The organism is Photorhabdus heterorhabditis (assembly GCF_001280945.1).
Classification (GTDB): Bacteria; Pseudomonadota; Gammaproteobacteria; order Enterobacterales; family Enterobacteriaceae; genus Photorhabdus; species Photorhabdus heterorhabditis.
This window is the reverse complement of the sequence record NZ_LJCS01000031.1, coordinates 28,855-53,469: the sequence shown is the minus strand read 5'-3', so window position 1 is coordinate 53,469 and position 24,615 is coordinate 28,855. Positions and strand designations below refer to the sequence as shown.

Annotated in this window: 20 protein-coding genes; 11 read left to right on the top strand and 9 right to left on the bottom strand. The window is 44.8% G+C overall.

From position 1 onward, the window contains the following. Positions 1-187: 187 nt before the first annotated feature. The 8 genes from lpdA to AM629_RS12095 all read right to left on the bottom strand — a co-directional run bounded on the left by lpdA (position 188) and on the right by AM629_RS12095 (position 9,578). A complete protein-coding gene (gene lpdA, locus AM629_RS12130) occupies positions 188-1,615 on the bottom strand; it encodes a dihydrolipoyl dehydrogenase (protein WP_054479257.1) in 1,428 nt (475 codons plus the stop codon). Between the two features lie 204 nt (positions 1,616-1,819). Further along, the gene (gene aceF / locus AM629_RS12125; RefSeq protein ID WP_054479255.1) at positions 1,820-3,406 is read right to left on the bottom strand and encodes a dihydrolipoyllysine-residue acetyltransferase; all 1,587 of its coding nucleotides are present in this window, start codon (positions 3,404-3,406) and stop codon (positions 1,820-1,822) included. A 14-nt stretch (positions 3,407-3,420) separates the two neighbouring features. After that, complete coding sequence (gene aceE, locus AM629_RS12120) at positions 3,421-6,084, bottom strand: pyruvate dehydrogenase (acetyl-transferring), homodimeric type (RefSeq protein WP_054479253.1); 2,664 nt, start codon at positions 6,082-6,084, stop codon at positions 3,421-3,423. A gap of 186 nt (positions 6,085-6,270) precedes the next feature. Beyond that, positions 6,271-7,035, bottom strand: a complete 765-nt coding sequence (gene pdhR / locus AM629_RS12115) for a pyruvate dehydrogenase complex transcriptional repressor PdhR (RefSeq protein ID WP_054479251.1) — start codon at positions 7,033-7,035, stop codon at positions 6,271-6,273. A gap of 718 nt (positions 7,036-7,753) precedes the next feature. Further along, positions 7,754-8,122: a hypothetical protein gene (locus AM629_RS12110; RefSeq protein WP_054479248.1), complete on the bottom strand. Its 369-nt coding sequence runs from the start codon at positions 8,120-8,122 to the stop codon at positions 7,754-7,756. 38 nt (positions 8,123-8,160) lie between these two features. Beyond that, positions 8,161-8,433, bottom strand: a complete 273-nt coding sequence (locus tag AM629_RS12105; RefSeq protein ID WP_235525466.1) for a hypothetical protein — start codon at positions 8,431-8,433, stop codon at positions 8,161-8,163. Positions 8,434-8,769: 336 nt separating this feature from the next. After that, positions 8,770-8,991: a helix-turn-helix domain-containing protein gene (locus AM629_RS12100; RefSeq protein ID WP_054479246.1), complete on the bottom strand. Its 222-nt coding sequence runs from the start codon at positions 8,989-8,991 to the stop codon at positions 8,770-8,772. Between the two features lie 8 nt (positions 8,992-8,999). After that, positions 9,000-9,578, bottom strand: a complete 579-nt coding sequence (locus AM629_RS12095) for a hypothetical protein (RefSeq protein WP_054479244.1) — start codon at positions 9,576-9,578, stop codon at positions 9,000-9,002. 1,035 nt (positions 9,579-10,613) lie between these two features. Between AM629_RS12095 and AM629_RS12090 the strand changes: the two genes are divergently transcribed. The 7 genes from AM629_RS12090 (at position 10,614) to AM629_RS12060 (ending at position 18,193) form a co-directional block, all read left to right on the top strand. Then, positions 10,614-11,174, top strand: coding sequence for a fimbrial protein (locus tag AM629_RS12090; protein WP_161804226.1), 561 nt, complete (start codon positions 10,614-10,616; stop codon positions 11,172-11,174). 191 nt (positions 11,175-11,365) lie between these two features. Further along, the gene (locus AM629_RS12085) at positions 11,366-12,010 is read left to right on the top strand and encodes a fimbrial biogenesis chaperone (protein ID WP_235525465.1); all 645 of its coding nucleotides are present in this window, start codon (positions 11,366-11,368) and stop codon (positions 12,008-12,010) included. After that, positions 12,010-12,582: a fimbrial protein gene (locus AM629_RS12080; RefSeq protein ID WP_054479238.1), complete on the top strand. Its 573-nt coding sequence runs from the start codon at positions 12,010-12,012 to the stop codon at positions 12,580-12,582. The genes AM629_RS12085 and AM629_RS12080 overlap by 1 nt, the downstream gene beginning before the upstream one ends. 33 nt (positions 12,583-12,615) lie before the next feature. Next, on the top strand, positions 12,616-13,356 hold the full coding sequence (locus AM629_RS12075) for a fimbrial biogenesis chaperone (protein ID WP_054479237.1): 741 nt from the start codon (positions 12,616-12,618) through the stop codon (positions 13,354-13,356). Positions 13,357-13,431: 75 nt separating this feature from the next. Then, the gene (locus AM629_RS12070) at positions 13,432-14,169 is read left to right on the top strand and encodes a fimbrial biogenesis chaperone (RefSeq protein ID WP_235525464.1); all 738 of its coding nucleotides are present in this window, start codon (positions 13,432-13,434) and stop codon (positions 14,167-14,169) included. A gap of 82 nt (positions 14,170-14,251) precedes the next feature. Continuing rightward, complete coding sequence (locus AM629_RS12065; protein WP_054479233.1) at positions 14,252-16,894, top strand: fimbria/pilus outer membrane usher protein; 2,643 nt, start codon at positions 14,252-14,254, stop codon at positions 16,892-16,894. Between the two features lie 147 nt (positions 16,895-17,041). Further along, complete coding sequence (locus AM629_RS12060; protein ID WP_054479231.1) at positions 17,042-18,193, top strand: hypothetical protein; 1,152 nt, start codon at positions 17,042-17,044, stop codon at positions 18,191-18,193. 129 nt (positions 18,194-18,322) lie between these two features. Here AM629_RS12060 and ampE read toward each other — a convergent pair whose 3' ends face one another. Further along, positions 18,323-19,177 (bottom strand): beta-lactamase regulator AmpE, encoded by an 855-nt coding sequence (gene ampE / locus AM629_RS12055; protein WP_054479230.1) that lies wholly within the window; start codon positions 19,175-19,177, stop codon positions 18,323-18,325. Between the two features lie 1,052 nt (positions 19,178-20,229). On the opposite strand from ampE, the gene nadC reads away from it, so the two are divergent. From nadC to hofC, 4 genes are all read left to right on the top strand, one after another. Beyond that, positions 20,230-21,120: a carboxylating nicotinate-nucleotide diphosphorylase gene (gene nadC, locus AM629_RS12045; RefSeq protein WP_054479228.1), complete on the top strand. Its 891-nt coding sequence runs from the start codon at positions 20,230-20,232 to the stop codon at positions 21,118-21,120. Positions 21,121-21,321: 201 nt separating this feature from the next. Then, entirely contained in the window at positions 21,322-21,747 is a 426-nt protein-coding gene (gene ppdD / locus AM629_RS12040) for a prepilin peptidase-dependent pilin (RefSeq protein WP_054479226.1), read from the top strand. A 198-nt stretch (positions 21,748-21,945) separates the two neighbouring features. Next, entirely contained in the window at positions 21,946-23,391 is a 1,446-nt protein-coding gene (gene gspE, locus AM629_RS12035; RefSeq protein WP_054479224.1) for a type II secretion system protein GspE, read from the top strand. Continuing rightward, the gene (gene hofC / locus AM629_RS12030) at positions 23,391-24,590 is read left to right on the top strand and encodes a protein transport protein HofC (protein ID WP_054479222.1); all 1,200 of its coding nucleotides are present in this window, start codon (positions 23,391-23,393) and stop codon (positions 24,588-24,590) included. The genes gspE and hofC overlap by 1 nt, the downstream gene beginning before the upstream one ends. Positions 24,591-24,615: the final 25 nt, after the last annotated feature.

Below are 24,615 nucleotides of genomic sequence, written 5' to 3'. Positions count from 1 at the left end.
GCCGTTCAGCTAACACTTCCCCTCACCGGGTGTGTGGAGGACTTTCACCTCTTAGTCGCTCTTTGGCCACCACAGCTAAAGAACAGCGCCTGTCACGGCGCTACGCGCCATGCCCGGCGCACATATAAAAAAACGGCTCCCATAAATGAAAGCCGCCTCGTCAAATTACATCGGTCGATTTAAGAAATTATTTCTTTTTCTTCGCTTTAGCATTTGGCAAATCAGTAATACTACCTTCAAAGATTTCAGCCGCCAGACCAACAGATTCATGCAGCGTTGGATGAGCGTGGATAGTCAACGCGATATCTTCTGCATCACAACCCATTTCAATTGCCAGACCGATTTCACCTAGTAGTTCACCACCGTTAGTACCCACAATAGCACCACCGATAATACGGTTACTTTCTTTATCGAAAATCAGTTTGGTCATACCATCAGCACAATCAGAGGCGATTGCACGACCAGAAGCAGCCCATGGGAAGGTTGCTGTTTCATAGCTGATGCCTTTCTCTTTCGCTTCTTTCTCCGTCAAGCCAACCCATGCAACTTCTGGTTCAGTGTAAGCAATGGATGGAATAACTTTTGGATCAAAGTAGTGTTTCTTACCGGAAATAACTTCAGCCGCAACGTGTCCTTCGTGAACACCTTTATGAGCCAGCATTGGTTGACCAACAATGTCACCAATCGCAAAGATGTGCGGTACATTAGTACGCATTTGCTTATCAACATGGATAAAGCCACGGTCATCAACTTCAACACCCGCTTTACCCGCATCCAGCATTTTACCGTTAGGTACACGGCCAATAGCAACCAGAACCGCGTCATAACGCTGTGGTTCTGCCGGTGCGTTTTTGCCTTCCATCGTGACGTAGATACCATCTTCTTTGGCTTCTACTACAGTCACTTTCGTTTCCAGCATCAGATTGAATTGCTTGCTGATACGTTTGGTAAATACTTTCACCACATCTTTATCAGCCGCAGGAATAACCTGATCCAACATTTCAACAACATCGATCTGAGAACCCAAAGCGTGGTAAACGGTTCCCATTTCCAGACCGATAATACCACCGCCCATCACCAGTAGACGCCCAGGAACCGTTGTCAGAGCCAGTGCATCTGTAGAATCCCATACGCGAGGATCATCATGAGGGATGAATGGCAATTGGATAGGACGGGAGCCAGCGGCAATAATGGCGTTATCAAAATTAATCGTTGTTGCGCCACCTTCACCTTCAACAACCAATGTGTTAGCACCCGTAAATTTACCAATGCCATTGACAACTTTAACTTTGCGGCCTTTAGCCATACCAGCCAGACCACCGGTCAGCTGATTGATAACTTTTTCTTTCCAAACACGGACTTTTTCAATATCAGTCTTTGGCTCACCAAAAACGATACCGTGATTTGCCAAAGCTTTAGCTTCTTCAATAACTTTTGCTACGTGAAGCAATGCCTTAGAAGGGATACAACCAACGTTAAGACAAACACCACCTAAGGTAGAGTAACGTTCCACCAGGACGGTTTCCAAACCTAAATCCGCGCAACGAAAAGCAGCAGAATACCCTGCTGGGCCTGCCCCAAGCACCACAACCTGGGTTTTAATTTCAGTACTCATCATGACCTCTTAATTGTTTGTCCGGCGGGTCAGACGCCAAAAAACGATATATTCCACCGGGACCTACATACCGCGAGCAGTTTACAGAATTGTTAATAACCTGAAAAGCGCGTTAACGTGACAGAACTCGCAACAAACCAACCAGATGCAAGCTACCCTGCCACAGCAATAACAATCAGGCCGGCATATGGCCGGCCTTTAAGATTACATCACCAGACGGCGGATATCGCTCATTGCATGATTAATAAATGTAATGAAACGTGCACCATCAGCACCATCGATCACACGATGATCGAAGGAAAGTGACAGAGGCAGCATCAGGCGTGGTACAAATTCTTTACCATTCCAAACAGGCTTCATCGACGAGCGAGATACACCCAAAATAGCCACTTCCGGCGCATTGACGATTGGCGTAAATGCAGTACCACCAATACCACCCAGACTTGAGATAGTGAAGCATCCACCCTGCATATCAGATGCAGTCAGTTTGCCGGAACGCGCTTTCTTAGACATCTCAGTCAACTCGCGGGACAATTCGATGATGCCTTTCTTATTAACGTCACGGAACACTGGAACCACTAGGCCATTAGGTGTATCAACTGCTACACCAATGTTGATGTATTTTTTCAGCGTCAGTTTCTGACCATCTTCCGAGATAGAACTGTTAAAACGCGGCATCTCTTCCAACGCTTTTGCTACCGCTTTCAGGATGAACACCAGTGGGGTGATCTTCACACCAAGCTGTTTCTTTTCAGCTTCCTGATTCTGTTGTTTACGGAAGTTTTCAACTTCAGTGATATCCGTTTCATCGAACTGCGTAACATGCGGGATCATCACCCAGTTACGGCTCAGGTTAGCACCAGAAATTTTCTGGATACGACCCAGTTCAACCTCTTCGATTTCACCAAACTTGCTAAAATCAACTTTCGGCCAAGGCAACATACCCGGCAGACCACCACCAGCTGATGCAGGGGCGGATTCGGCACGCTTAACCGCGTCTTTCACGTAAGCCTGAACGTCTTCACGCAGAATACGGCCTTTACGACCCGTACCTTTCACTTTAGCCAGGTTAACACCAAATTCACGAGCCAAACGACGGATTACCGGTGTTGCGTGAACATAAGCATTATTTTCAGTGAAGTCGTTTTTATCTTCTTCTACGAAACTTCTGCTCTCTATAACTGGCACCACTTTCTCTGGTTCAGCCGCTGGCGCAGAAGCCACAGGTGCAGGCGCTGCTCCCACGACTTCAAATACCATGATCATAGAATCGGTTTTTACTTTATCACCGACCTTGATTTTAATGTCTTTAACGATACCGGCGAATGGTGCAGGCACTTCCATCGAAGCTTTATCACCTTCTACGGTGATCAGTGACTGCTCCGCTGTAACCGTGTCGCCTACTTGAACCATCACTTCGGTCACTTCAACTTCATCACCGCCGATATCCGGTACATGAACATCCATGGCCGCAGAAACCACTGACTCCGGCTCTGCCATACGAGAGGACAGTGTCATAGCTGCCGATTCTTCAGCTGGTGCTGCTTCTACAGCACCATCAGCCGAATCAAAAATCATAATCAGTTTGCCAGTTTCAACTTTATTACCAACTGCAACTTTGATCTCTTTAACAACACCCGCTTGAGGAGACGGGACTTCCATCGAAGCCTTATCACCTTCCACTGTGATTAGCGATTGTTCAGCTTCCACTGTATCGCCAACTTTCACCATGATTTCGGTGACTTCAACTTCATCTGCACCGATATCCGGTACCTTAATTTCGATAGCCATTGGTTCTTTACCTCTTATGCCAGACGCGGGTTAACTTTCTCTGGGTTAATGTTGTATTTATTAATCGCTTCTTCCACAACATTCACGTCGATTTCGCCGCGTTTAGCCAATTCACCCAGAGCAGCAATTACCACGTAGGAAGCATCAACTTCAAAGTGATGACGCAAGTTTTCACGGCTGTCGGAACGACCGAAACCGTCAGTACCTAATACGCGGAATTCGCTTGCCGGGATGAAGTTACGAATTTGTTCTGCGAACAGTTTCATATAGTCAGTAGAAGCAACTGCTGGTGCTTCATTCATAATCTGAGCAACATAAGGTACGCGTGGAGTTTCTGTTGGATGCAACATATTCCAGCGCTCACAATCCTGACCATCACGCGCCAGTTCAGTGAATGAAGTTACGCTGTATACATCAGAACCCACACCATAATCGTTAGCCAGAATCTGCGCAGCTTCGCGAACATGACGCAAGATAGAGCCAGAACCTAACAACTGAACTTTACCTTTGCTACCTTCCAGACTTTCCAGTTTGTAGATACCTTTACGGATACCTTCTTCTGCGCCTTGTGGCATTGCTGGCATATGGTAGTTTTCGTTCAGCGTGGTGATGTAGTAGTAAATGTTTTCTTGTTTCTCACCATACATACGCTCCAGGCCATCATGCATAATCACAGCAACTTCATAAGCAAATGCTGGATCATAAGAGATACAGTTAGGAATAGTCAGAGACTGAATATGGCTGTGACCATCTTCGTGTTGCAAACCTTCACCGTTCAGTGTGGTACGACCTGAAGTACCGCCAATCAAGAAGCCACGCGCCTGTTGGTCACCTGCTGCCCAGCACAGATCACCAATACGCTGGAACCCGAACATAGAGTAGTAAATGTAGAACGGAATCATCGGCAAGTTGTTAGTGCTGTAAGACGTTGCCGCCGCCAGCCATGATGAACCGGCACCTAGCTCATTGATGCCTTCTTGCAGGATCTGGCCTTTCGCATCTTCTTTATAGTAAGCAACCTGCTCACGGTCCTGCGGGGTATACTGCTGGCCGTTAGGGCTGTAGATGCCGATCTGACGGAACAGACCTTCCATACCAAAAGTACGCGCTTCATCAGCAATGATTGGCACCAGACGATCTTTGATTGATTTGTTCTTCAACATCACGTTCAAAGCACGAACAAAAGCGATAGTGGTAGAAATTTCTTTGTTTTGTTCTTCTAGCAACGCACCAAAATCTTCCAGTGTTGGCAGTTCCAGCTTCTCTTCAAAATGAGTACGACGGCTTGGCAGATAACCACCCAATGCCGCGCGACGCTCATGCAAATATTTGTACTCTTCAGAATCTTTATCGAAAGTCACATACGGCAGATTTTCGATTTGGTCATCTGCAACAGGTACATTGAAACGATTACGGAAATGACGAACCCCTTCCATATTCATTTTCTTAACCTGATGAGCGATATTTTTACCTTCCGCAGTATCACCCATACCGTAACCTTTGACAGTCTGAGCCAAGATGACGGTTGGTTTACCGGTAGTTTCCTGCGCTTTTTTCAGTGCAGCAAATACTTTCTTCGGATCGTGACCACCACGGTTCAATGCCCAAATCTGGTCATCAGTCATGTCTTTGACTAATTCTGTCGTTTCTGGGTAACGACCGAAGAAATGCTGACGGACATAAGCACCATCTTTGGATTTGAACGTCTGGTAATCACCGTCCAGTGTTTCGTTCATCAGTTGGATCAATTTACCGCTGGTATCTTTACGCAGCAGTTCATCCCAACGCTCACCCCAAAGAACTTTAATAACCTGCCAACCTGCACCACTGAAAATACCTTCCAGCTCGTTAACGATTTTACCATTACCCGTAACTGGCCCGTCCAGACGTTGCAGGTTACAGTTGATAACAAATACTAGGTTATCCAGTTTCTCACGAGTTGCGATCGTGATCGCACCTTTAGATTCTGGCTCATCCATCTCTCCGTCACCCAAGAATGCGTAAACGGTTTGTTTGGATGTATCTTTCAAACCACGGTGTTCCAAATATTTCAGGAACTTAGCCTGATAAATAGCACCGATTGGCCCCAGTCCCATTGAAACAGTTGGGAACTGCCAGAATTCAGGCATCAATTTTGGATGCGGGTAAGAAGACAGGCCGTTACCATCAATTTCCTGACGGAAATTATTCATTTGCTCTTCAGTCAGACGACCTTCAAGGAAAGCACGAGCATAAACGCCCGGCGAAATGTGGCCCTGGAAATAAACCAAGTCACCGCCATCATTTTCATTGCGGGCACGGAAGAAGTGGTTAAAACAAACTTCATACATGGTTGCTGAAGACTGGAATGAAGCCATGTGACCACCTAATTCCAGATCTTTTTTGGATGCCCGTAAAACAGTCATCACAGCATTCCAACGAATAGCAGAGCGAATACGGCGCTCCAAATCCAGATTGCCAGGGTAAGCAGGCTCATCCTCAACAGCAATGGTATTGATATAATCGCGGTTAGCAGCACCAGCCGCAACATTCACGCCACCTTTACGTGCTTCGTTCAGTACCTGATCAATCAAGAACTGGGCACGATCAACACCCTCTTCACGGATGACCGATTCGATCGCCTGTAACCAGTCGCGAGTTTCGATCGGGTCCACGTCATTTTTCAAAATGTCTGACATGGTGTATTCCTTATCTGTTATCTGTTTCTAATGGTTATTTGGAGCCTATCTTCCGGTCATACCTTTGACGTTCACCCGGTCATGACCGGAAGATAGGCCCTCACTGTTGTTGCCGCTAGCGCCCTCAGTCAAGGGACTCGACTAGCCATGCAGACGCAGCAAACTTCAGGATCTGCACAGCTAATTTTATTGTGGATGTTGTTGGAGACGCCGTAATGATCGCTCGCAGCGGGTATGCTCACGGCTGAGATCCAATAAAACATCTTCAATAAAAGCTAAATGGCGATGGGAAGCTTCGCGGGCTTTCTCCGGTTGTCTTGCCATTATAGCTTCAAAAATTTTTGCCCGATGATCACTGACAGCCATCAGCATTTCTCTACGGGTATAAAGAAACTCAAAATTCTGCCGGATATTTTGTTCCAGCATAGGTGCCATACAACGCAATAAATGAAGGAGAACCACATTATGGGCAGCTTCAGTGACAACGAGTTGATATTGCAGAACAGCATCAGATTCAGCATTGACATCACCACTTTGCTGAGCTTGTTGAATAACAAGGTGATGTCCCCTAATACGCTCAAAATCTTCGTCAGTCCCACGCAATGCTGCGTAATAGGCTGCAATACCTTCCAAAGCATGGCGAGTTTCAAGGAGATCAAACTGAGATTCTGGATGGCCTGCCAACAATTGTGCCAATGGATCGCTGAAACTTTGCCAGAGATTATTCTGAACAAATGTTCCACCACCTTGACGGCGAAAGAGAAAGCCTTTAGCTTCCAACCGCTGAATAGCTTCGCGCAATGAAGGCCGTGACACATCAAATTGTTTCGCCAACTCACGTTCAGGTGGCAACTTCTCTCCTGGACGCAAAGACCCTTCAAGGATGAGATGCTCAAGACGCTGCTCAATGACATCTGATAATTTTGGTTGGCGGATTTTGCTATAAGCCATATTTACTATAAGCCAGTTAGAACCTATCTCATTAGGCTATTTTATTTGTCAAATTTGAACCTAGGATGGAACTCACACAAAAACACTCACTTTTGAATGCATTTTAATGCGACCCGAAGGATGAATGAAGCGAGTCATCCTCACACACTATTTTTGCATACTCCAGTTTTATATGCTCCGGGTTTTGTGTGCTGTCCATGTTCAAACTGCCTGCATCAATACTTCCTACTATCAAGATAGGCAATTAATGGGTAAACATTGTTTCGGCCTATGCCGGAGTCAATTGGTAATACCAATTTAAACCACAGGTCCCTAAAAGTAACAAAGTATTCACCAACTGTCCATAAAGACCTTGTGCTAAATCATAAAAACCTGCAAATTTTAACAATTTTTTTTAAAAATTAGTAAAATTTGATAACCAACAGGCTAAAAAACTCGCTACAACAATATTTAACTTAACCTTTTTTAAAGGTATAAATAGACATATTGAATCGTTACAGCAATAAAATAATAGAATATTCATGCTAACATTATAAATATTTAATCATCTATTATTAACTTCAAACACAGCTATTATCTCATTAGGTTATAAATGTATCTCAAATCAGGAAAACCGAGTGGCTAAAAACGGCGATTAGAAAGGAATAATTACAAATATGTGAGGAACCACCAGCAACAGCTCCATAGAACTGCTGTCGGTGGAAAAAAATGCGCGCCACTAAAACCAATAACGTGTTTCTTCATGCCACCCTTTTTCATACATACAGGAAGAAATCACCCAACGCCTTGCAGATTCATTCTTATCCCAGCGTTCAACTTCCGCTTTTGGCACAGTGATATAATGCCCGCAAGATTTGTCTTTTTTCCCGTCCTTATCTTCACAAGGGAAATGTTTCGTCTCAAAAGAATGAACAACTTTGCTGTCCCAGTCTGGTGGAAAGCGAAAATAACCCTGCTCCTTACATTCAGAATAATCTCTGTCTCTATCAAACTGAGTTGATCCCGGTTTTTCCCAAGACGTACAACCACTTAATAAAGTAAATAAAATAGATAAAAGGATAACAACTATTCTTTTTGTAAAATTCATACAAAAATTCCTACAAACAAATAAAATAACTAATAAAATTAAAAACCAATGGACATTCCAACACTATAACTTTCTTTTTCAAAAGCTGGCCATTCACCTGATTGGATAACTTGTCTATCCTGGATTGGTGTGTGTTCATCAAAATTAGGGGGGGAATTCTTAGTATTTACTTTAATTTTGGCACCTGAAATTATATCCTTAACATTACATTCATAATAACCACATGCTGAAACATAACTACTATTAAGCGTTGGCCCGGAACATCCGGTAATAATAAAGACTAATAATGAAATGATGAACAATTTATTCATTGTTAATATCCTTGAATTGCTGTATAAGTTAAAAAAATTAATATAAATAAGAACCATGTATAAATAAAGACTATTTCTTACGGTCTATTAAATAATATCTACATATGCATTTTATCTTTCTGGCACCCCATGGAATATCAGAACAATATCTCCCCATGGAAAAAAACATCCCTTCATCACAGGGAGAAACCTTTTTTATTAATGCTCCATTGACACCCAGGAATAACAAGCCAGATAAAAAACATGAAATAAGTGATATTTTCATGCAATTAAAATGAGTTAATTAATGTTAAGTTCCATCTCTAACAAGATATCAAAAGACACACAGTAATTTTATCAGCTGTTATCCTCTTGATCTTCCACATACTCTAGTATATCTCCAGGTTGGCATTGCAAATATTTACAAATCTTTTCTAATGTATCAATACGAATACCTTTTATTTTACCATTTTTCAGCAATGATAAATTTTGCTCAGTAATACCGATAATTGCAGCTAACTCTTTAGACTTTACTTTCCTTTTTGCTAAGATTACATCCAATCTTATTATAATACTCATGATGATTCTCAGATAAAATAACGTTGCTCATCGCTTATCTTCTTAGACTCACGCATAATTAAGCTAAATATCAGGAGGAATACACCAAACATAATAATAAACAGAGACTCTGAATTAACACCAAGCGAGAAACTAAATACCCGTTGTCCTTTTCCTAAATCTATAGATAAGGCCATTCCCTGTAATGTATCAATCACTGGATAAAGAAGTTGTTCTAAAATCATCAGGAAACCAATAATAAATGAACCAAAGATATTACGATCACTCCATATTTCACCTTTAGCAAACCGGAAAAATAGAATTCCGATTAATAGATAAGAAGCGGTTGATATGATTCGTGGTATCGTATCCAGCGATATGTAAAGTATCTGACTTAATAAAGACTGCTTAAATCCCTTTTCAATCAATGCGGGCATAAGATCACTATATGCCTGAAGGACGGCCTGACGAGTGGTATCATGCCATAACGACCAAGAAACGATATGGAACCCCATATCAGCAATTGCCATAACGGAAGCAATAATAATAGCCAGAAAGCTGAGTAGCCTGATCCTGGGATTAGTTACAAACTCCTGTTTATCACACATCTTACTGTCATTCCATTACATGCTCAACTAAACTGTCGTTAAATTACTTTAAAAGTTATCGTATGACAATAATTTTTTATCACTAAATAGACAGAACACGATTCAACATAATAGATAAATCATAGTGATAATCATTGAAAACTGTCATTAATTTATTGATAAAAAGGAAAAAGTAATCATTTACCTGAGTATGCAGACCTTCCCTCCCAAAGCGGCTTATCCGCCACAGCAGTAAATGCCGCTAGTGATTATTTATCATCCCGCATCACATAGCTTACAGCGATAGTTTGTTGTGAAGATTAAATAACAGACACAGTGCCGTTTACACCGGGCACCTTTTCAAAGCGCAGCGTATCTGAACAACGCCAGTCAATTTCAATACCGAGTGCATGGAAGATGATCTTAAAACAAACCTAATATCAGGCTTAGTCAATCCCCCCTAAATACGAAAAATTTATAAGCGTGATTAATACATTTTTTTGGAACGTTCAGAGAACTTGGTTTTTGGACAATACCAGAGAGACATAAATGTAGGGAAAGTACTGTCTAAAGCGGCGAGGTTGTTTTCGATGAAGTCAGTTTTTGATGTGAGGTAAAAAACCGAACATTTAGAGTTATTTTGTTCGGTTATCTTCAACCGCCGGGGCAGTATACGGAAAATTTCATCACTTAAAAGATATTTTTTGTGTTTTTTTGTAAAAAATTACTTAATTTTTTGATTTCAAATAGAAATTATTTCTTGCATTACGGATATTACGGCTTGTTAAGAGATCATTTATTGAGCGATTTAATATTCATTTTCTCATCCTAAAGGCAAAATTCCTCAAACCAAATGGTATAAGCCGTAAGTAGTTTCATTTGGTTAATATTTTTATTGATATATTTCATTAAGTTAACAACCGAACAAAATAACTCTAAATGACCAGTAAACGCACCGCCTTGGCGGCCCAGCTGTTTAATCTGTCATGGTGTTGTTTTAGACAAAATGTATTAAGTAGATATAGATAAGGAATAGATGAAATGAAAAAGCAAATTTTGAAAACCAGCGTACTAGCCTCAGTACTCTTGAGTATGGGGATGGGGATGGGGATGGGGATGGCACATGCTGCTGATATTGGTAAAAGTGCGTCAATGGTCGTGTCAGGTTCTGTAGGAGCGCCGACTTGTACACTCGACATTAGCAATCCCAGCATCGATCTGGGTCATATTGTAAAAAGCCAATTTACTAAAGCAGACACTTTAGTCGCGTCTAAGGATTTCACTATTTCACTAGAAGGCTGTGATGCTGAAATCGACGCAGGCGGCAAGATGAAGCAAAACATTGATTTGAACATTACGGGAACACAGACCTTAGATGGGAATGGATATTTTGGTGATTCTGGTGCCGCTGTCGGTAGCCTGGCAGTAGGTCTGGTGGAAAAGAGTAAAACAGTGCTTCTGGCAAACAACAGTAAGATTAACTTTGCTAACACAGGTGATGCAAAGGCAACTGCTACCAAAACCTTTAGCGTGGGGCTGGTTGCCAAGGACCCTAAAACTCTTAAATCTGGGGATAGTGTCAGTGCACCACTGACTTTTCAACTTGTTACTCGATAATCAAATTTATAGCTAATCAACGCCATTAGGCACCAAGAACACATAGCAGTGGAATTGGACAGGGAGGTCCAATTCTTACTTACGCAATACCAAAACAGATATTTTCAGGTGACTCAGTGAAAAGATTGATGACAACGATAATAGTGGCCGGTCTGCTAGGCTCATCGGTCACTGCCACAGGGGCTGGGGGAGTGAGTATTGATACTACCCGCATTATCTACCCGGCTGACAGCCATGCGGCGGCAACCTCGGTGCGCAATAGCAGTCAAGAGGCCGTTTATCTGATGCAGATGACAGTCAGTACCACCCCTAAGGGGGATAAAACCGCTCCATTTCTCGTAACGCCGCCCCTGTTTCTCATGGAACCCGGCGGCCAGAATCAGGTTCGCATTATCAAAACCGGCCAGCCCCTGCCAGCCGACCGGGAATCCCTATTCTGGTTTACCGCGCAGGCCATCCCGTTAAGCCTCAAACCTGACAATCCCTCCGGTAAGCAGGTCACCGGGGGCGTACAAATTGCTACGGCCAACACAATTAAGCTGATGTATCGCCCGTCAGGGTTGCCGGTTTTGCCAGAGCAAGGATTTGGTTCACTACGCTTCAAACCGACAGTCTCAGGGATAACGATCACGAATCCGTCACCTTATTACATTACCTTCACCTCCCTGAAAGTGGGCGGACAGGAACTGATGACGCAGCAGCAGAAAGAGGACATGGTCTCTCCGTTCTCGGTTCTGTTTTTCTCCCTCAAAGGGATACATTACCCGGCCAAAGTCAGCTGGACGGTGATTAATGACCTCGGCGGAAAATCATCCTATCAAGGGGAGATACCGTAATGCGAAAATCGTGGTCTCTTATCAGACGGACAACACTGGCCAGTCTGCTTTGTACTGCCTCCCTGCCCGGAGGAGCAAGTTCAAACACGGCAGAACTGACGCTGGCATTAACGCTGGAACAGCCAACCTGTGAACTCAATGTACAGACATCCCATGTCGAGTTTTCATCCATACCGCTTAATGAAGTACAGCGTAGTGCGGAACATATCGAAGCGGCAGACAACAAGCCTATTACGCTGGCGTTGTCAGGCTGTGCGGGATCAGCCAGAGCGGGCCGTACCCCGGCCATTAAAATAGCCGGCCCCACGCCGGAAAACCACCCGACGTTATTTCGGGATAAGGCTTCCACTGTGGCGGGAAATGTGGGATTTGGCCTGCGCTATCAATCACCGGGAGGCGAGCTGGGGAGCTACCTGAAAAATGGCGATTATGTGGATTTAGCGTCACCGGGTAACGCTGTTAAAGACAGTCAAATCACCTTCCAGATGGATATGCGACATGAATCCGGCACGGCTGTACCCACCCCCGGTGAACTGACCGCGCATATTCAATTTCAATTTAACTATCACTGAGTGTCTCTCAGGTAACAGGTTTCAGGAGGCGTTGTGGAAACAGGTCGGGTACGCACAACGCGATACAGACTGATGTCACTGTTGTTCTGGCTGGGGCTGGGGCTGAGCATGACCGGCACAGTACCCTGTCAGGCAGCCGGTATCAGCCTGAATAAAACCCGGGTGATTTTTACCCAAGGGGAGCGGGCGCAGACACTAACGGTAGTCAATACCACGCCTCAAGCGTGGCTGGTTCAGGTGAGAATCACTGAAAATCAGGAGAAAACCGCACCAGCGTTTGTGGTGACACCGCCGCTGTTCAGGCTGGAAGCCAATAGTCAGAACAGCCTGCGTATTTTGCCGACTTTTAATCTGTCGCCCTTTCCGGTGGATCGGGAATCGCTGGGGTATGTACAGATAAATACTATCCCCACCTCCCATCAGATGGCGAATGAGCACATTCGGGATCAGGCGTCGATGAGCGTGGGAATGCGAATTAAGTTTTTCTGGCGACCGCATGGCCTGCCGATGTTGCCGGAAGAGGCGTACGGACAGCTCCGCTTTCAGTCGCAACCGGATGGCATTAAGGCGTGCAATCCCACGCCGTATTTCCTGTCGCTGGACAGCCTCACGCTGGACGGACAGGCGCTCGATCTGAATCGCTATCCCTCCATGATAGCGCCGCAGGATTGTGTGACCTATGTCGGACAGAAAGGCAAAAAATCGGTGAGCTGGTCGATGATTAATGATTACGGCGGGGCTTCAAACCTATTTACCGCCAAAGTGGTGAGTTAAATTCGCCCTTGTTTTATCCAGAGGTGGAAAATGAAGAGAGTCAGTAACGGGAATGGGCGAGCACACGGTGGATCAATGATTTACCCCTTCTGTCTTGCCCTGCTGCTAGGCGGCCTATTAAAAGCGCAGGCGGCGGAGAATCAGGGGTTATCGTTCTCCCCGATGCAGTTATCGTATGTCGCCAAAGACAGCCCGGGCGGAGTGACCCTTAGTATGACCAATCATACGGCGCAGGGCTATCTGGTACAGGGTTTTGTCAGCCCGATGGACCCCGATACCGGGCGCTTTGACACCCAAACCGGGCTAGCTCCTCCTTTTGTTGTCCTGCCGCCGTTAAAACGGGTCGAAGCTGGCGGGAAATTTTTGTTCCGTATTCGCCAGCTTGGGGGGCAGTTACCGCCGGATCGGGAATCGGCCTTTGTGGTCTCGCTGCGGGCTATTCCCGGCGTTGCCGTACCGGACACGAGCACACCTGAGCGCCAAACTGGCAAGAACCCGCAAGTGCAAGTCGCCTTACAGATGAATATTCGGCTGTTTTATCGTCCTCAGGGAGTCCCCGCTCGGGATAACGCCACGGTGGCTAAACAGGTGAAATTTTCCCTTCAGGGAACGCAGTTGCGGGTAGAAAATCCTACACCTTATTTTCTGACCTTCTCTGTCCTGAAAGTAGGAACACAGCATGCGGATGACCACACACGCCAAACGATGGTACCCCCGAAAGGCATACAAACCTATTCGTTTACCGCCGGGACGCCGGACCTCTTGGTCTGGCGTTTTCCCGGCGACAGTCAGGATCGCCACACCCCGTTATAAACCCGCCACATCGGCGGACAATGTACCGGCAGAGTGACCTCAAGATTAACAGCATAAGCTTAATTAGAAGCAGAGATGAGCTATGGCAATAAACACTTTATTTCCGTCTGCACTGCGGACGGGTAACCAACGTGCGCCCGGTCAACCGGGCGGTTTCCGGCCCCGTTCGGTATACATATGTCTGCTGTGTTCACTGACGGCAACGGCCTTGCCCGCTTCGGCGCGGGAATACTTTAATCCCGCATTCCTGATGGGCGCTAACGGTGAACACAGTCATGTTGATCTCTCGGCGTATGAAAACGCGGGGTATGTCGCGCCGGGACGCTATCTGGTCGATGTCTACATGAACCAGAATAAGGTTGACAACCGAGAGATTGAATTTAGGCTGGTTAACGGCCATCTCCAACCGGTATTAACCGTCGCACAACTGGAAGAATATGGGGTCAATACCCGCAGATTACCGGCTTTTCAGGGTAAAGCGGACGACAGCCTCATCACGGATCTGACGAAACAGATCCCGCACGCCCGCTCAACACTGGATTTCGCCCGTTTGCGCCTGGATCTCAGTGTCCCACAGGTCGCCATGCAGCCCCATTATTCCGGGATGGTTGACCCGTCACTGTGGGATAACGGGATACCGGCCTTTTTGATGAATTACACCGTCAACGGCTCGGAAGGGCGTTATGACGTTCAGAGAAACTGGGGAGGATCACGTTCTCGTAATCTGTTTGCCTCTTTTCGTAACGGATTGAATCTGGGGCCGTGGCGTCTGCGCAGCACGCAAACTTACAGTTACAATCGCCAGCGCAACGAGGGCGCCTCCCGTTTTTCTCCATCCGCGCAGACCCAATGGCAGGTGAGTAATACCTACCTGCAACGTGACATACCAGCACTGCGCAGTGAGTTCACGGCGGGTGAAACTTATACCGGCGGCGACATTTTTGACAGTATCCCATTTCGTGGCATGAAACTGGCCTCTGAGGAGGCCATGTTACCCGACAGTCAGCGCGGTTTTGCCCCGGAGATAACCGGTGTGGCAAACTCCAATGCGCAGGTGACCGTATCCCAGAATGGCAATATCGTATATCAAACCACAGTGGCGCCGGGGCCGTTTCGTTTCACCGACCTCTATACCACAGGGAGTGCTGGCGACCTGACGGTGACTATCAAAGAGGAAAATGGCCGCACCCGCGTCTCTACAATAGCCTCATCGTCCCTGCCGGTGATGCAACGTCCCGGAGGCATTAAATATGAATTGACGACCGGTCAATATCATGGCGGCAACCTTACCGATGGTAGCCGTTCCCCGGTCTTTGCTATGGGCACATTGGTCTATGGTTTACCCAACAGTATCACCCTGTACGGCGGGGGACTGTTCGCCGGCAACTACCAATCGGGTGTATTAGGTTCGGGGGTTTCGTTGGGTGCATTCGGCGCGCTGTCTGCGGATGTGACGCTGGCCCGTGCACAGTTGCAGGGGCGCAAGGATCAGGAAGAAAGCGGGCAATTCGGCCAATCTTATCGCGTGAAATACTCCAAGAACTTGCTCAGTACCGGTACCGGCATTGATCTGGCCGCCTACCGCTATTCCACTCAGCATTACTACAGTTTCAGTGATGCTAACAGCATGGGGTACAGCCTGAATGAATATCAGGTGCCGTGGGCGCTTGACCGGCGTCAGAACACCTGGCAGGTGAACCTGCGTCAGACACTGGGACGTTGGGGCAGTCTTTACGCCTCCGGGACACGTAATAATTATTGGAATGGCCGTACCGACAACAACCTAAGTCTGGGTTACAACGCGATGCTGATGGGGATCAGCTATAACCTGAGTTATAACATTTCTCGTATAAAGGGCGAAGGCCACTGGCCGGAAAACCGCCAGGTATCATTCAATATGCAGATCCCGCTGAGTCTCTTTGGATCATCGTCGGCGTTACGGGGCGTTTACACCCGCTATACGGCCTCGCGCGACTCGCAGGGTAACCTCTCTCAACAGACCGGCATCAGTGGCATGTTATGGGATAACCGCCTGAGTTATAACCTCCAGCAAGGCTGGGGGCACAACGGCCAGCAAAACAGCCGGACCCTGTCGCTGGGTTATCAGGGCAGTCAGGGGAGCGTTAATCTGGGTTACAATGACAACGCAGACAGCCGGCACGTCACCTATGGCATGTCCGGCGCCCTTCTAATCCATCCTTACGGGATAACGCTGTCACGTTCGCTGGGAGATACTGCGGTATTAGTCCGCGCGCCCGGAGCGAAAGGGGTGACGGTTAGCAACGGCAACGTACAGACCGACTGGCGTGGCTACGCCGTATTGCCAGGCGGATCGGTCTACCACAAAAACACCATCAACCTAGATCCGTCCACCCTGCCGGAAGGGGTCGATATTGACCAGACTAGCCGCAACGTTTACCCGACCAAAGGTGCAGTGACGCTGGCCAATTATCAGGTTCGGCTGGGCAGCCAGTTGCTACTGACCCTGACACATCATGGCAAACCCGTGCCCTTTGGCGCCACCGCAACGCTGGAAGGAAACGCAACCCAAGTCGGCAACGGCATTGTAGGCGATAACGGCCGAGTTTATCTGAGCGGCATGCCGTCCGCCGGTCATGTGAAAGTTAAATGGGGAAACGGGGCAGATCAACAATGTACCACCCGTTATCAGGTGTCGTCCGATACCCCAGGGAAACTGGTGCAGGCCGATGCCGTGTGTCTATAAGCGTGACCCTCATATGGGCAGCCTAACCGGGGTGCCCATATGAGATATCACCGGTATCGCTTTTACGTCCGGGACACCACCAAAAGCGAGGTTAGCCCCGGCAGCGAAAGAGCAATGTAAACAGATAAGTAATTTGGAGAGAGAAGGATGTTAGACACTGAACGTTTGTGGGGCAGTCATGCAGCAAACCCCGTCCCAACCATCATGGGGCTGGGGGCGTCACTGTTCTTTTTATTGACCGCATTACCACTCCAAGCGGCAGAAATTTATCAGGACTGCGAGACTGAACTGGTGAATAAAGTTAGCAATGTTACCGTAACCGGCTATGCCATGATGCCGAACAACAAAGATAAGCGTGATTATTCACGGGATGAAATAGTGGGTTATACCACCAGTGGCCCTCTTGATTGGTCGACAACCTGCCGCGTCCCCGCCGGGACGCAGCTGATGACTTACACCGTGGGATCGGGAACAGGCTCATCGATCTCTTCGTCGTCACCGAGTAGCGTCCGGGTAGGAAAGGCTGGTGACTTTATGGTTGATATTGGGCAATCTTCACTCTCTTGCCAGACGCATGGTTCACCCAATACCTATCAATCAACCAGTCTGGTCAAAGGGAATACCAGCGTTAACATTCCCTGCGTCCCGGATGCCAACGGTCTGGTTGACATCAGTGTCCGCTCGGTAACCGGGGCAATTTACCCGGACAGTGACGGCAATTTCAATGCGAAACCGGGGGGAAGTCATTTGTCAGTGGGCTCGATCAGTTGGGTTCCAGCGGCAATATCGGGTTCTAACGGCATGCTGAACCCCCTGTGGACCACAGTCATCCTTTCATCCGTTAAAAAACCGTCCACCTGTGCCGTTGTCCTTACCCCGTCATCGGTGGATTGGGGAACAGTGAAAAGAGCAGGTAAACAGGTGGGAGATACACTGGAATCAGCGAGACAAATAGGGATAAGCAGCACCTGTTCCGGCGATGATGATGTATTTCAAAATTCACACTTACTCTACCGGATCGATGGGCCATTTGTGCCGGGGAAACCGAATGCCCTAGCCTCTTCAATAGAGGATGTCGCCTTCATGTTTACTGATGCGGCCAACAAACCCTTATCACTCAGTACCGGCCACCGAGGTGAAGGAGAGAACTCAAGATACCTTAAACAAGGGAACGATAACTATACGGCATCAACGCAAGTGTCTGTGGTACCGGTTCTGTTGAAGACTGACGGCGCCGGAGGGCTAGCCAGAGCCGTCGCGGTTATTTCCGTGTGGTCTGATGTTCAACCATCTGCTTAGTTGTTGCGGCGATTGTTGCAGCGCCAGTCGGCGCTGCATAAACCGGCTCTAATAGCTAAAGGTAAGTCAAACAATTCCATACACGGGATAAATAAAACCCGAATTGGTCAGAGTCATTAAGCCAACGACTCAAACCAATGCCCCATAAATTGTCAGTAAGGCAACAACTACAATGATAGAAAAAGTCACCTTTTTCGCCAGTATCACCGCTGCAACAGGTGTTTGAATTGAATCAAGATGTGGTTCACGGCTTAATGAAAACTGCGCAAGCTGACACACTACTTTATATTGCGTCGTTCTCAAATCACTAAGAGAAGCAACCCACGCGGGTAAAGCTCGCTCACCATGCCCTAACAAAGCATAAGCAACACCTGCCAACCGAGCCGGAATCCAGTCCAACCAGTGCAACAGGCTATCAACGCCAGACTGTGCACGCTGAATCGGCGTACCATATTGTGCTAACCAGCCTTGATAAGCTCTTAAGAAACAATATCCCATCAAAGCAACCGGCCCTAATTTACCGGCAACGATTAACCAAAAAATCGGTGCCAAGTAATAGCGAAAATTTATCCATAGAAGAGCATTCTGCATCTCTCGCAATTTATTTTCTTTACTAGCATCAGAGGGCAAACCATGAATGACGACAAGACGAGCAAGATATTCTCTTCGTTGCTCTCTGTCATCCTGATGAACAGCACGAAAATATTCACGATAATCAAGCCGTAAACGCCCCGCACCTATACACAGCAAACAAATGAACACCCATAAAATCAGTTCAAGAATTCCAAACATAAAATCATCAAGTATTACAATGAATAGCCATGTAAGCAGCATCACAGCTAATGTCATCAATAAGCTTTTCCATAATGAAAAAGACTTTATGTTGGTAAAAATTGGTTCAAGACGGTGATCCAATTGCCAATGGTCACCTAATTTAAATAACCTTTCCCACGCCAGCACTAACAACAGTATAAAGAGGGTCATTCTTTCTGCTCCTGCAACAATTGCTGATAATGTGTCCAATCGAAATAAGGTCCTAGATCTGTCTTTCTTCCCGAAGCAATATCATGGCGGCCAGTGATATGCTCTTTTATACCCGTTATCTTTCAAGTTGTCTCTTTGTTGGCTGCACTCACTCACCCCGGTCACATAGTTGGCTATGCTCCCGGGGATTCGCTCCCTTGCCGTCGCGATCCATCTTGAAATCCATTGGGTATATACCCGTTATCTTTCAAGTTGCCTCTTTGTTGGCTGCACTCACACACCCCGGTCACAGAGTTATCTATGCTCCCGGGGATTCACTCCTTTGCCGTCGCGATCCATCTTGAAATCCATTGGGTATATATCCGTTATCTTTCAAGTTGTCTCTTTGTTGGCTGCACTCACTCACCCCGGTCACAGAGTTATCTATGCTCCCGGGGATTCGCTCCCTTGCCGTCGCGATACATCTTGAAATCCATTGGGTATATATCCATATCCGAATACGCCTGCATAATCCATTGTGTCAGCACAACAAGGTTCATATGTATCAGGTAAGTGACTAAATATATGCCCCCTCCAGTTCTATCCCATGGAGAAATCATTGCACTTTTCCCATCCTTTTCCCCACCCTATATAGCAGGACATGTCAGCATGCCATGACCGCCTACTAAATGGAATATGCCAGACAATTTCACTATCACAACGGATAGGGTAACAACAATAAGCAGAAACTCTCAACCCTGCCACTTCCTTGAAAAAAACGTCATCTTCTACGTTCCATGTCCCAGTACAGAGCTGCTCAATGTAAAGGCTATCAAACTTCCCTTGAAGTGAACTCATTTATGAATAACGAGCAGTAATGGTAGCTCACCTCGAAGACGCAAATCACGATGAGGTGAAAGAATCTTTCTAACTCTATCAGTCCAACCCTTATATAACCGCATTTTGTCATCCTTAAATCTGATGACAAAACCAAGATAGTAGTCGTTCACTGCACAACAAGGTAGCATGCTAAAACCATCAATATTGTTATCAATCACTTATGGAGCTTTTCAATGACGACACGAAATTACGATGCAGATCAACGCCGGGCTATTCTGATAAAACGCTTGCAGAATGACATTCCGGCCAGTGTCACCCTTGCCTTAAAAGAAGATTTGGGCGGAAACACAGATTTAGCATCTGACATTACTGGTCAGTTAATTCCAGCAGATAAACAAGCCACCGCAATAATTATTACTCGGGAAGATGGCATTTTCTGTGGTCAGCAATGGCTGAAAGAAGTCTTCACTCAATTGGGCGATCAAACCTCCGTTGAATGGCTGGTAAAAGATGGCGATTCAATTATAGCCAACCAAAAACTCTGTGTATTACAAGGCTCAGCACCTGTATTACTGACCGGCGAACGCACTGCTCTTAACTTTATTCAGACGCTCTCTGGTGTCGCAACAGAAGTCAGTCATTATGTTCGCCTTCTTACCGGTTTAAAAACCCAATTACTTGATACGCGTAAAACGCTACCGGGATTACGCACAGCCCTAAAATATGCCGTACTTTGCGGAGGTGGTAATAATCACCGCCTTGGATTATTCGACGCTTTCCTCATCAAAGAAAACCATATTATTGCCAATGGCTCTATTAAACAGGCAGTAGATAAAGCTCGTTATTCTCACCCTGATGTTCCTGTTGAAGTCGAAGTAGAAACTCTGGATGAGTTGATCCTGGCTCTGAAAGCTAATGTTGATATTATTATGCTGGACAATTTTACTATTCCAATGATGAAAGAAGCCGTCGCTATTACATCAGGTAAAGTCGCTTTAGAAGTATCAGGTAATATCACCCTGAATACCCTGCGCAGCTATGCTGAAACAGGTATTGACTTCATTTCTGTTGGAGCACTCACCAAACATATTAAAGCATTAGATCTCTCAATGCGCTTTCAGTAATTAACAATAATGATATTGATGGTGGTGTAAATTAGCAATGGGTAGCTAGAAAATTTGCGAACACCACCGTAAATATTTTTGCAAACCTTGCAATTAAGAAATCTTTTTTCGAGTCAATTCCATAACCTTCATACATCTTGTTTCATTTTTTTCTCTTTCCTTCATTCTCTATATCGCAATACCACAATACGGAGGAAAAATATGAGACAACAACAAGGATTTACTTTAATGGAGATCATGGTTGCTATTGCTATCATTTCCATCTTAAGTGCCATTGGCATTCCCAGTTACCAGGGATATATTCAAAAAGCAGCTTTAACAGATATGTTACAAGCTATTGTACCTTATAAATCAAGTATAGAGCTTTGCAGTTTTGAAACTGAAGATTTTAAAGGCTGTAATTCAGGAGCAACTTCAATTCCTAATAGTCACAATAGCAGATATATTGGAAATATTTCAGTTAAAGAGGGAGAAATTACTATTAATGGACAACAGAGCCTTAAAGATCTTAACGTTATATTGATTCCAATGAAAAATCCACAGACAGATACAATTAAATGGATTTATAAATGCGAATCTGCAAGTAAATCATTAAAGAATCGTTGTCAGGAAATATTCAAATTCTAGAGCCAAATAGATGTATACCCAATGAATTTCAAGATGGATCGCGACGGCAAGGGAGCGAATCCCCGGGAGCATAGATAACTCTGAGACCGGGGTGAGTGAGTGCAGCCAACAAAGAAACAACTTAAAAGATAACGGGTATAATAGAATAGACAGTTAATTTATCGTCCTTATAAATATATATTGACTCAGGAAAAAATAATGAATCCACTTTCAGCAGCAGAAAACACATTGATGGAAAGAGAAATTCATGATATTTGTCAGCGACATCAATCTGTTGTGATAAAAAAAGAAGATAATACGATAACAATTGCTAGCAGTGAATTACCCAATGATGATCTATTAGCGGCATTACGCTTTATTTCCGGGCGTATCGTTAATGTAGAAATTTGGCCGCTGGCACGAATTGAATCAATATTACACCAAAACATTTCGCTAAGTCATTTACCAGAGGAAGAATCACCTTTATTACCACCTACGACTGATATTAATGCAGATGAAAATGATGTACCAGTCATTCAGCTTATTAATCAAACTTTATTAACTGCAATTCAACGGCGTGCATCTGATATTCATTTTGAACCATTTCAACAAGGTTATCGTATTCGTATCCGAGTTGATGGAGCATTACACCTCTTATCATCTCCATCTCCTCAAATGAATGCCAGCATTGCCGCACGCCTTAAGATCATGGCGAAATTGAATATTGCCGAAAAACGCTTACCTCAAGATGGACAATTTGATTGGTATGACGCACAACATAACTATGCTATCCGTATGGCCACCTTACCAACAATACACGGAGAAAAAGTTGTACTCAGAATATTAAATACAATGCGGCAACTGTCACTGGATCAGTTAGGTATCCCTGATCAGTTATTAAATCAACTACGACAAAAATTAGCATTACCACAAGGGATGATTTTAGTGACAGGCCCAACAGGTAGCGGAAAAACCGTAACTTTATATAGCTGTTTACAATATCTGAATCAGAATAAAAAGAATATTTGCAGTGTAGAAGACCCTGTTGAAATCCCGCTCAATGGTATTAATCAGACACAAATTAACAGTAAAATTGATCTCAATTTTGCCAAAGTATTACGAGCATTATTACGACAAGATCCAGATGTTATTATGGTAGGAGAAATACGTGATAGTGAAACAGCCGAAATTTCAGTAAAAGCAGCACAAACGGGTCATCTGGTTCTTTCTACACTGCACACCAATTCAACTGTAGATACATTATCTCGCCTACAAAATCTGGGTATTTCAGGTTATATGTCTGCGTCTTGTATCAAATTAATTATCGCCCAACGACTTGTCAGGAAATTATGCCCTCATTGCCGTAATCAGCAAACGGATGAAACAGTGATTAATATTGGAAGTAATTCTGTATTTATCAGGCAATGGCTAGCAGTTGGTTGCAAGCATTGTTTCTCTGGTTATTATGGCCGAACTGCTATTTATGATTTTTTGGAAATAACACATGAACTCCAGCAAGTATTATCACAGCAAGCTCCTCAAGATTTACAAAGAATTATTATTTCTCAAAGAAAAGAGACCTTATTTTCATCCGGCATTCTATTAGTAGAACAAGGAATCACTACACTGGAAGAAATTTATCAAGTTACAGGACAAGAAGAATAATGAAAATCCATTATATTTATCATTGGCAAGCAATTAATAATAAAGGTGAAATATCAAAAGGAAAATCACTATGTGATAACCGAAAAACTTTATACCAACAGCTTATCCATGTTGGATTGCAACCTTATAATATAAAATGTGACAAATGGATATTTTACCACCATCAACAAATTGCCTACCGGATAAATTTCATTCGTCAATTGGCAACACTATTATCATCAGGAATGCCATTACTCAATTGCCTGAATATTCTTATTCGAGAGTGTGTTAATCCATTATGGCATTGCGTATTGTCAGATATTAGCAAAAACATTACCTGCGGAGAATCACTCTCCGCTTCATTAAAAAATTACCCACTTCTATTTCCAACTCTATTTTATCAACTCATTGCTATTGGTGAGTTAACTGGGCAATTAGAGAACTGCTGCCAATTATTGGTTAAACAACAGGAACAACAAGATAAGTTACAGAAAAAAATAGCCAAAGCATTGCGTTATCCTCTGATTATTACCGTTGTTGCCAGCATCATTATTTTATTAATGCTGATTTTTGTCTTACCTGAATTTGAACACATTTATCGTTCATTTGATGCACAACTCCCTTTGCTGACCCGTAGTTTATTAATAACTTCCAACTGGCTTATTCAATATGGTGGCTATGGTGCTATTGGATTAATAGTACTACTCCTATCTTATCTACAGTTACGCCAACGCCACATAATATGGGTTGTCCGTGAGAAAAATCTGATATTACGTTTACCGATTATTGCGAAATTAATTAGCTGCCAACAATTAGGGCAACTTTTCCATATCCTATTTATGACACAAAAAGCTGGCCTGACACTCACAGCCGGGTTAGACAGTGCTATTGCATCAATAAATCATCCGGTATTTTTGAAAGCAACGAAATTCTTACGAACCCAAATTAATCAAGGAATACCAATGAGCGAAGCACTGAAACAACAACCTTGTTTTCCTGCACTGTGCCAACAATTCATCAGTGTTGGCGAAGAGTCTGGCAATTTAGAACTGTTATTGGAGAATCTAGCCGAGTGGTATCAACAACAGGCCCTGGAAATTTCCGAGAATATGGCTCAGCTACTGGAACCAATACTTATGGTTATAATCGCTATTATTGTTGGCATACTATTACTCGCAATGTATTTGCCAATCTTTCAGCTAGGTACAATACTCACTTGAAATAAAAACAATTCCATAGTTTTGC

Excerpts from the sequence above, each read along its gene's own strand:
- lpdA (WP_054479257.1), bottom strand. The coding sequence starts at position 1,615 with ATGAGTACTGAAATTAAAACCCAGGTTGTGGTGCTTGGGGCAGGCCCA.
- aceF (WP_054479255.1), bottom strand. The coding sequence starts at position 3,406 with ATGGCTATCGAAATTAAGGTACCGGATATCGGTGCAGATGAAGTTGAA.
- aceE (WP_054479253.1), bottom strand. The coding sequence starts at position 6,084 with ATGTCAGACATTTTGAAAAATGACGTGGACCCGATCGAAACTCGCGAC.
- pdhR (WP_054479251.1), bottom strand. The coding sequence starts at position 7,035 with ATGGCTTATAGCAAAATCCGCCAACCAAAATTATCAGATGTCATTGAG.
- AM629_RS12110 (WP_054479248.1), bottom strand. The coding sequence starts at position 8,122 with ATGAATTTTACAAAAAGAATAGTTGTTATCCTTTTATCTATTTTATTT.
- AM629_RS12105 (WP_235525466.1), bottom strand. The coding sequence starts at position 8,433 with ATGAATAAATTGTTCATCATTTCATTATTAGTCTTTATTATTACCGGA.
- AM629_RS12100 (WP_054479246.1), bottom strand. The coding sequence starts at position 8,991 with ATGAGTATTATAATAAGATTGGATGTAATCTTAGCAAAAAGGAAAGTA.
- AM629_RS12095 (WP_054479244.1), bottom strand. The coding sequence starts at position 9,578 with ATGTGTGATAAACAGGAGTTTGTAACTAATCCCAGGATCAGGCTACTC.
- AM629_RS12080 (WP_054479238.1), top strand. The coding sequence starts at position 12,010 with ATGCGAAAATCGTGGTCTCTTATCAGACGGACAACACTGGCCAGTCTG.
- AM629_RS12070 (WP_235525464.1), top strand. The coding sequence starts at position 13,432 with ATGATTTACCCCTTCTGTCTTGCCCTGCTGCTAGGCGGCCTATTAAAA.
- AM629_RS12065 (WP_054479233.1), top strand. The coding sequence starts at position 14,252 with ATGGCAATAAACACTTTATTTCCGTCTGCACTGCGGACGGGTAACCAA.
- AM629_RS12060 (WP_054479231.1), top strand. The coding sequence starts at position 17,042 with ATGTTAGACACTGAACGTTTGTGGGGCAGTCATGCAGCAAACCCCGTC.
- ampE (WP_054479230.1), bottom strand. The coding sequence starts at position 19,177 with ATGACCCTCTTTATACTGTTGTTAGTGCTGGCGTGGGAAAGGTTATTT.
- nadC (WP_054479228.1), top strand. The coding sequence starts at position 20,230 with ATGACGACACGAAATTACGATGCAGATCAACGCCGGGCTATTCTGATA.
- ppdD (WP_054479226.1), top strand. The coding sequence starts at position 21,322 with ATGAGACAACAACAAGGATTTACTTTAATGGAGATCATGGTTGCTATT.
- gspE (WP_054479224.1), top strand. The coding sequence starts at position 21,946 with ATGAATCCACTTTCAGCAGCAGAAAACACATTGATGGAAAGAGAAATT.
- hofC (WP_054479222.1), top strand. The coding sequence starts at position 23,391 with ATGAAAATCCATTATATTTATCATTGGCAAGCAATTAATAATAAAGGT.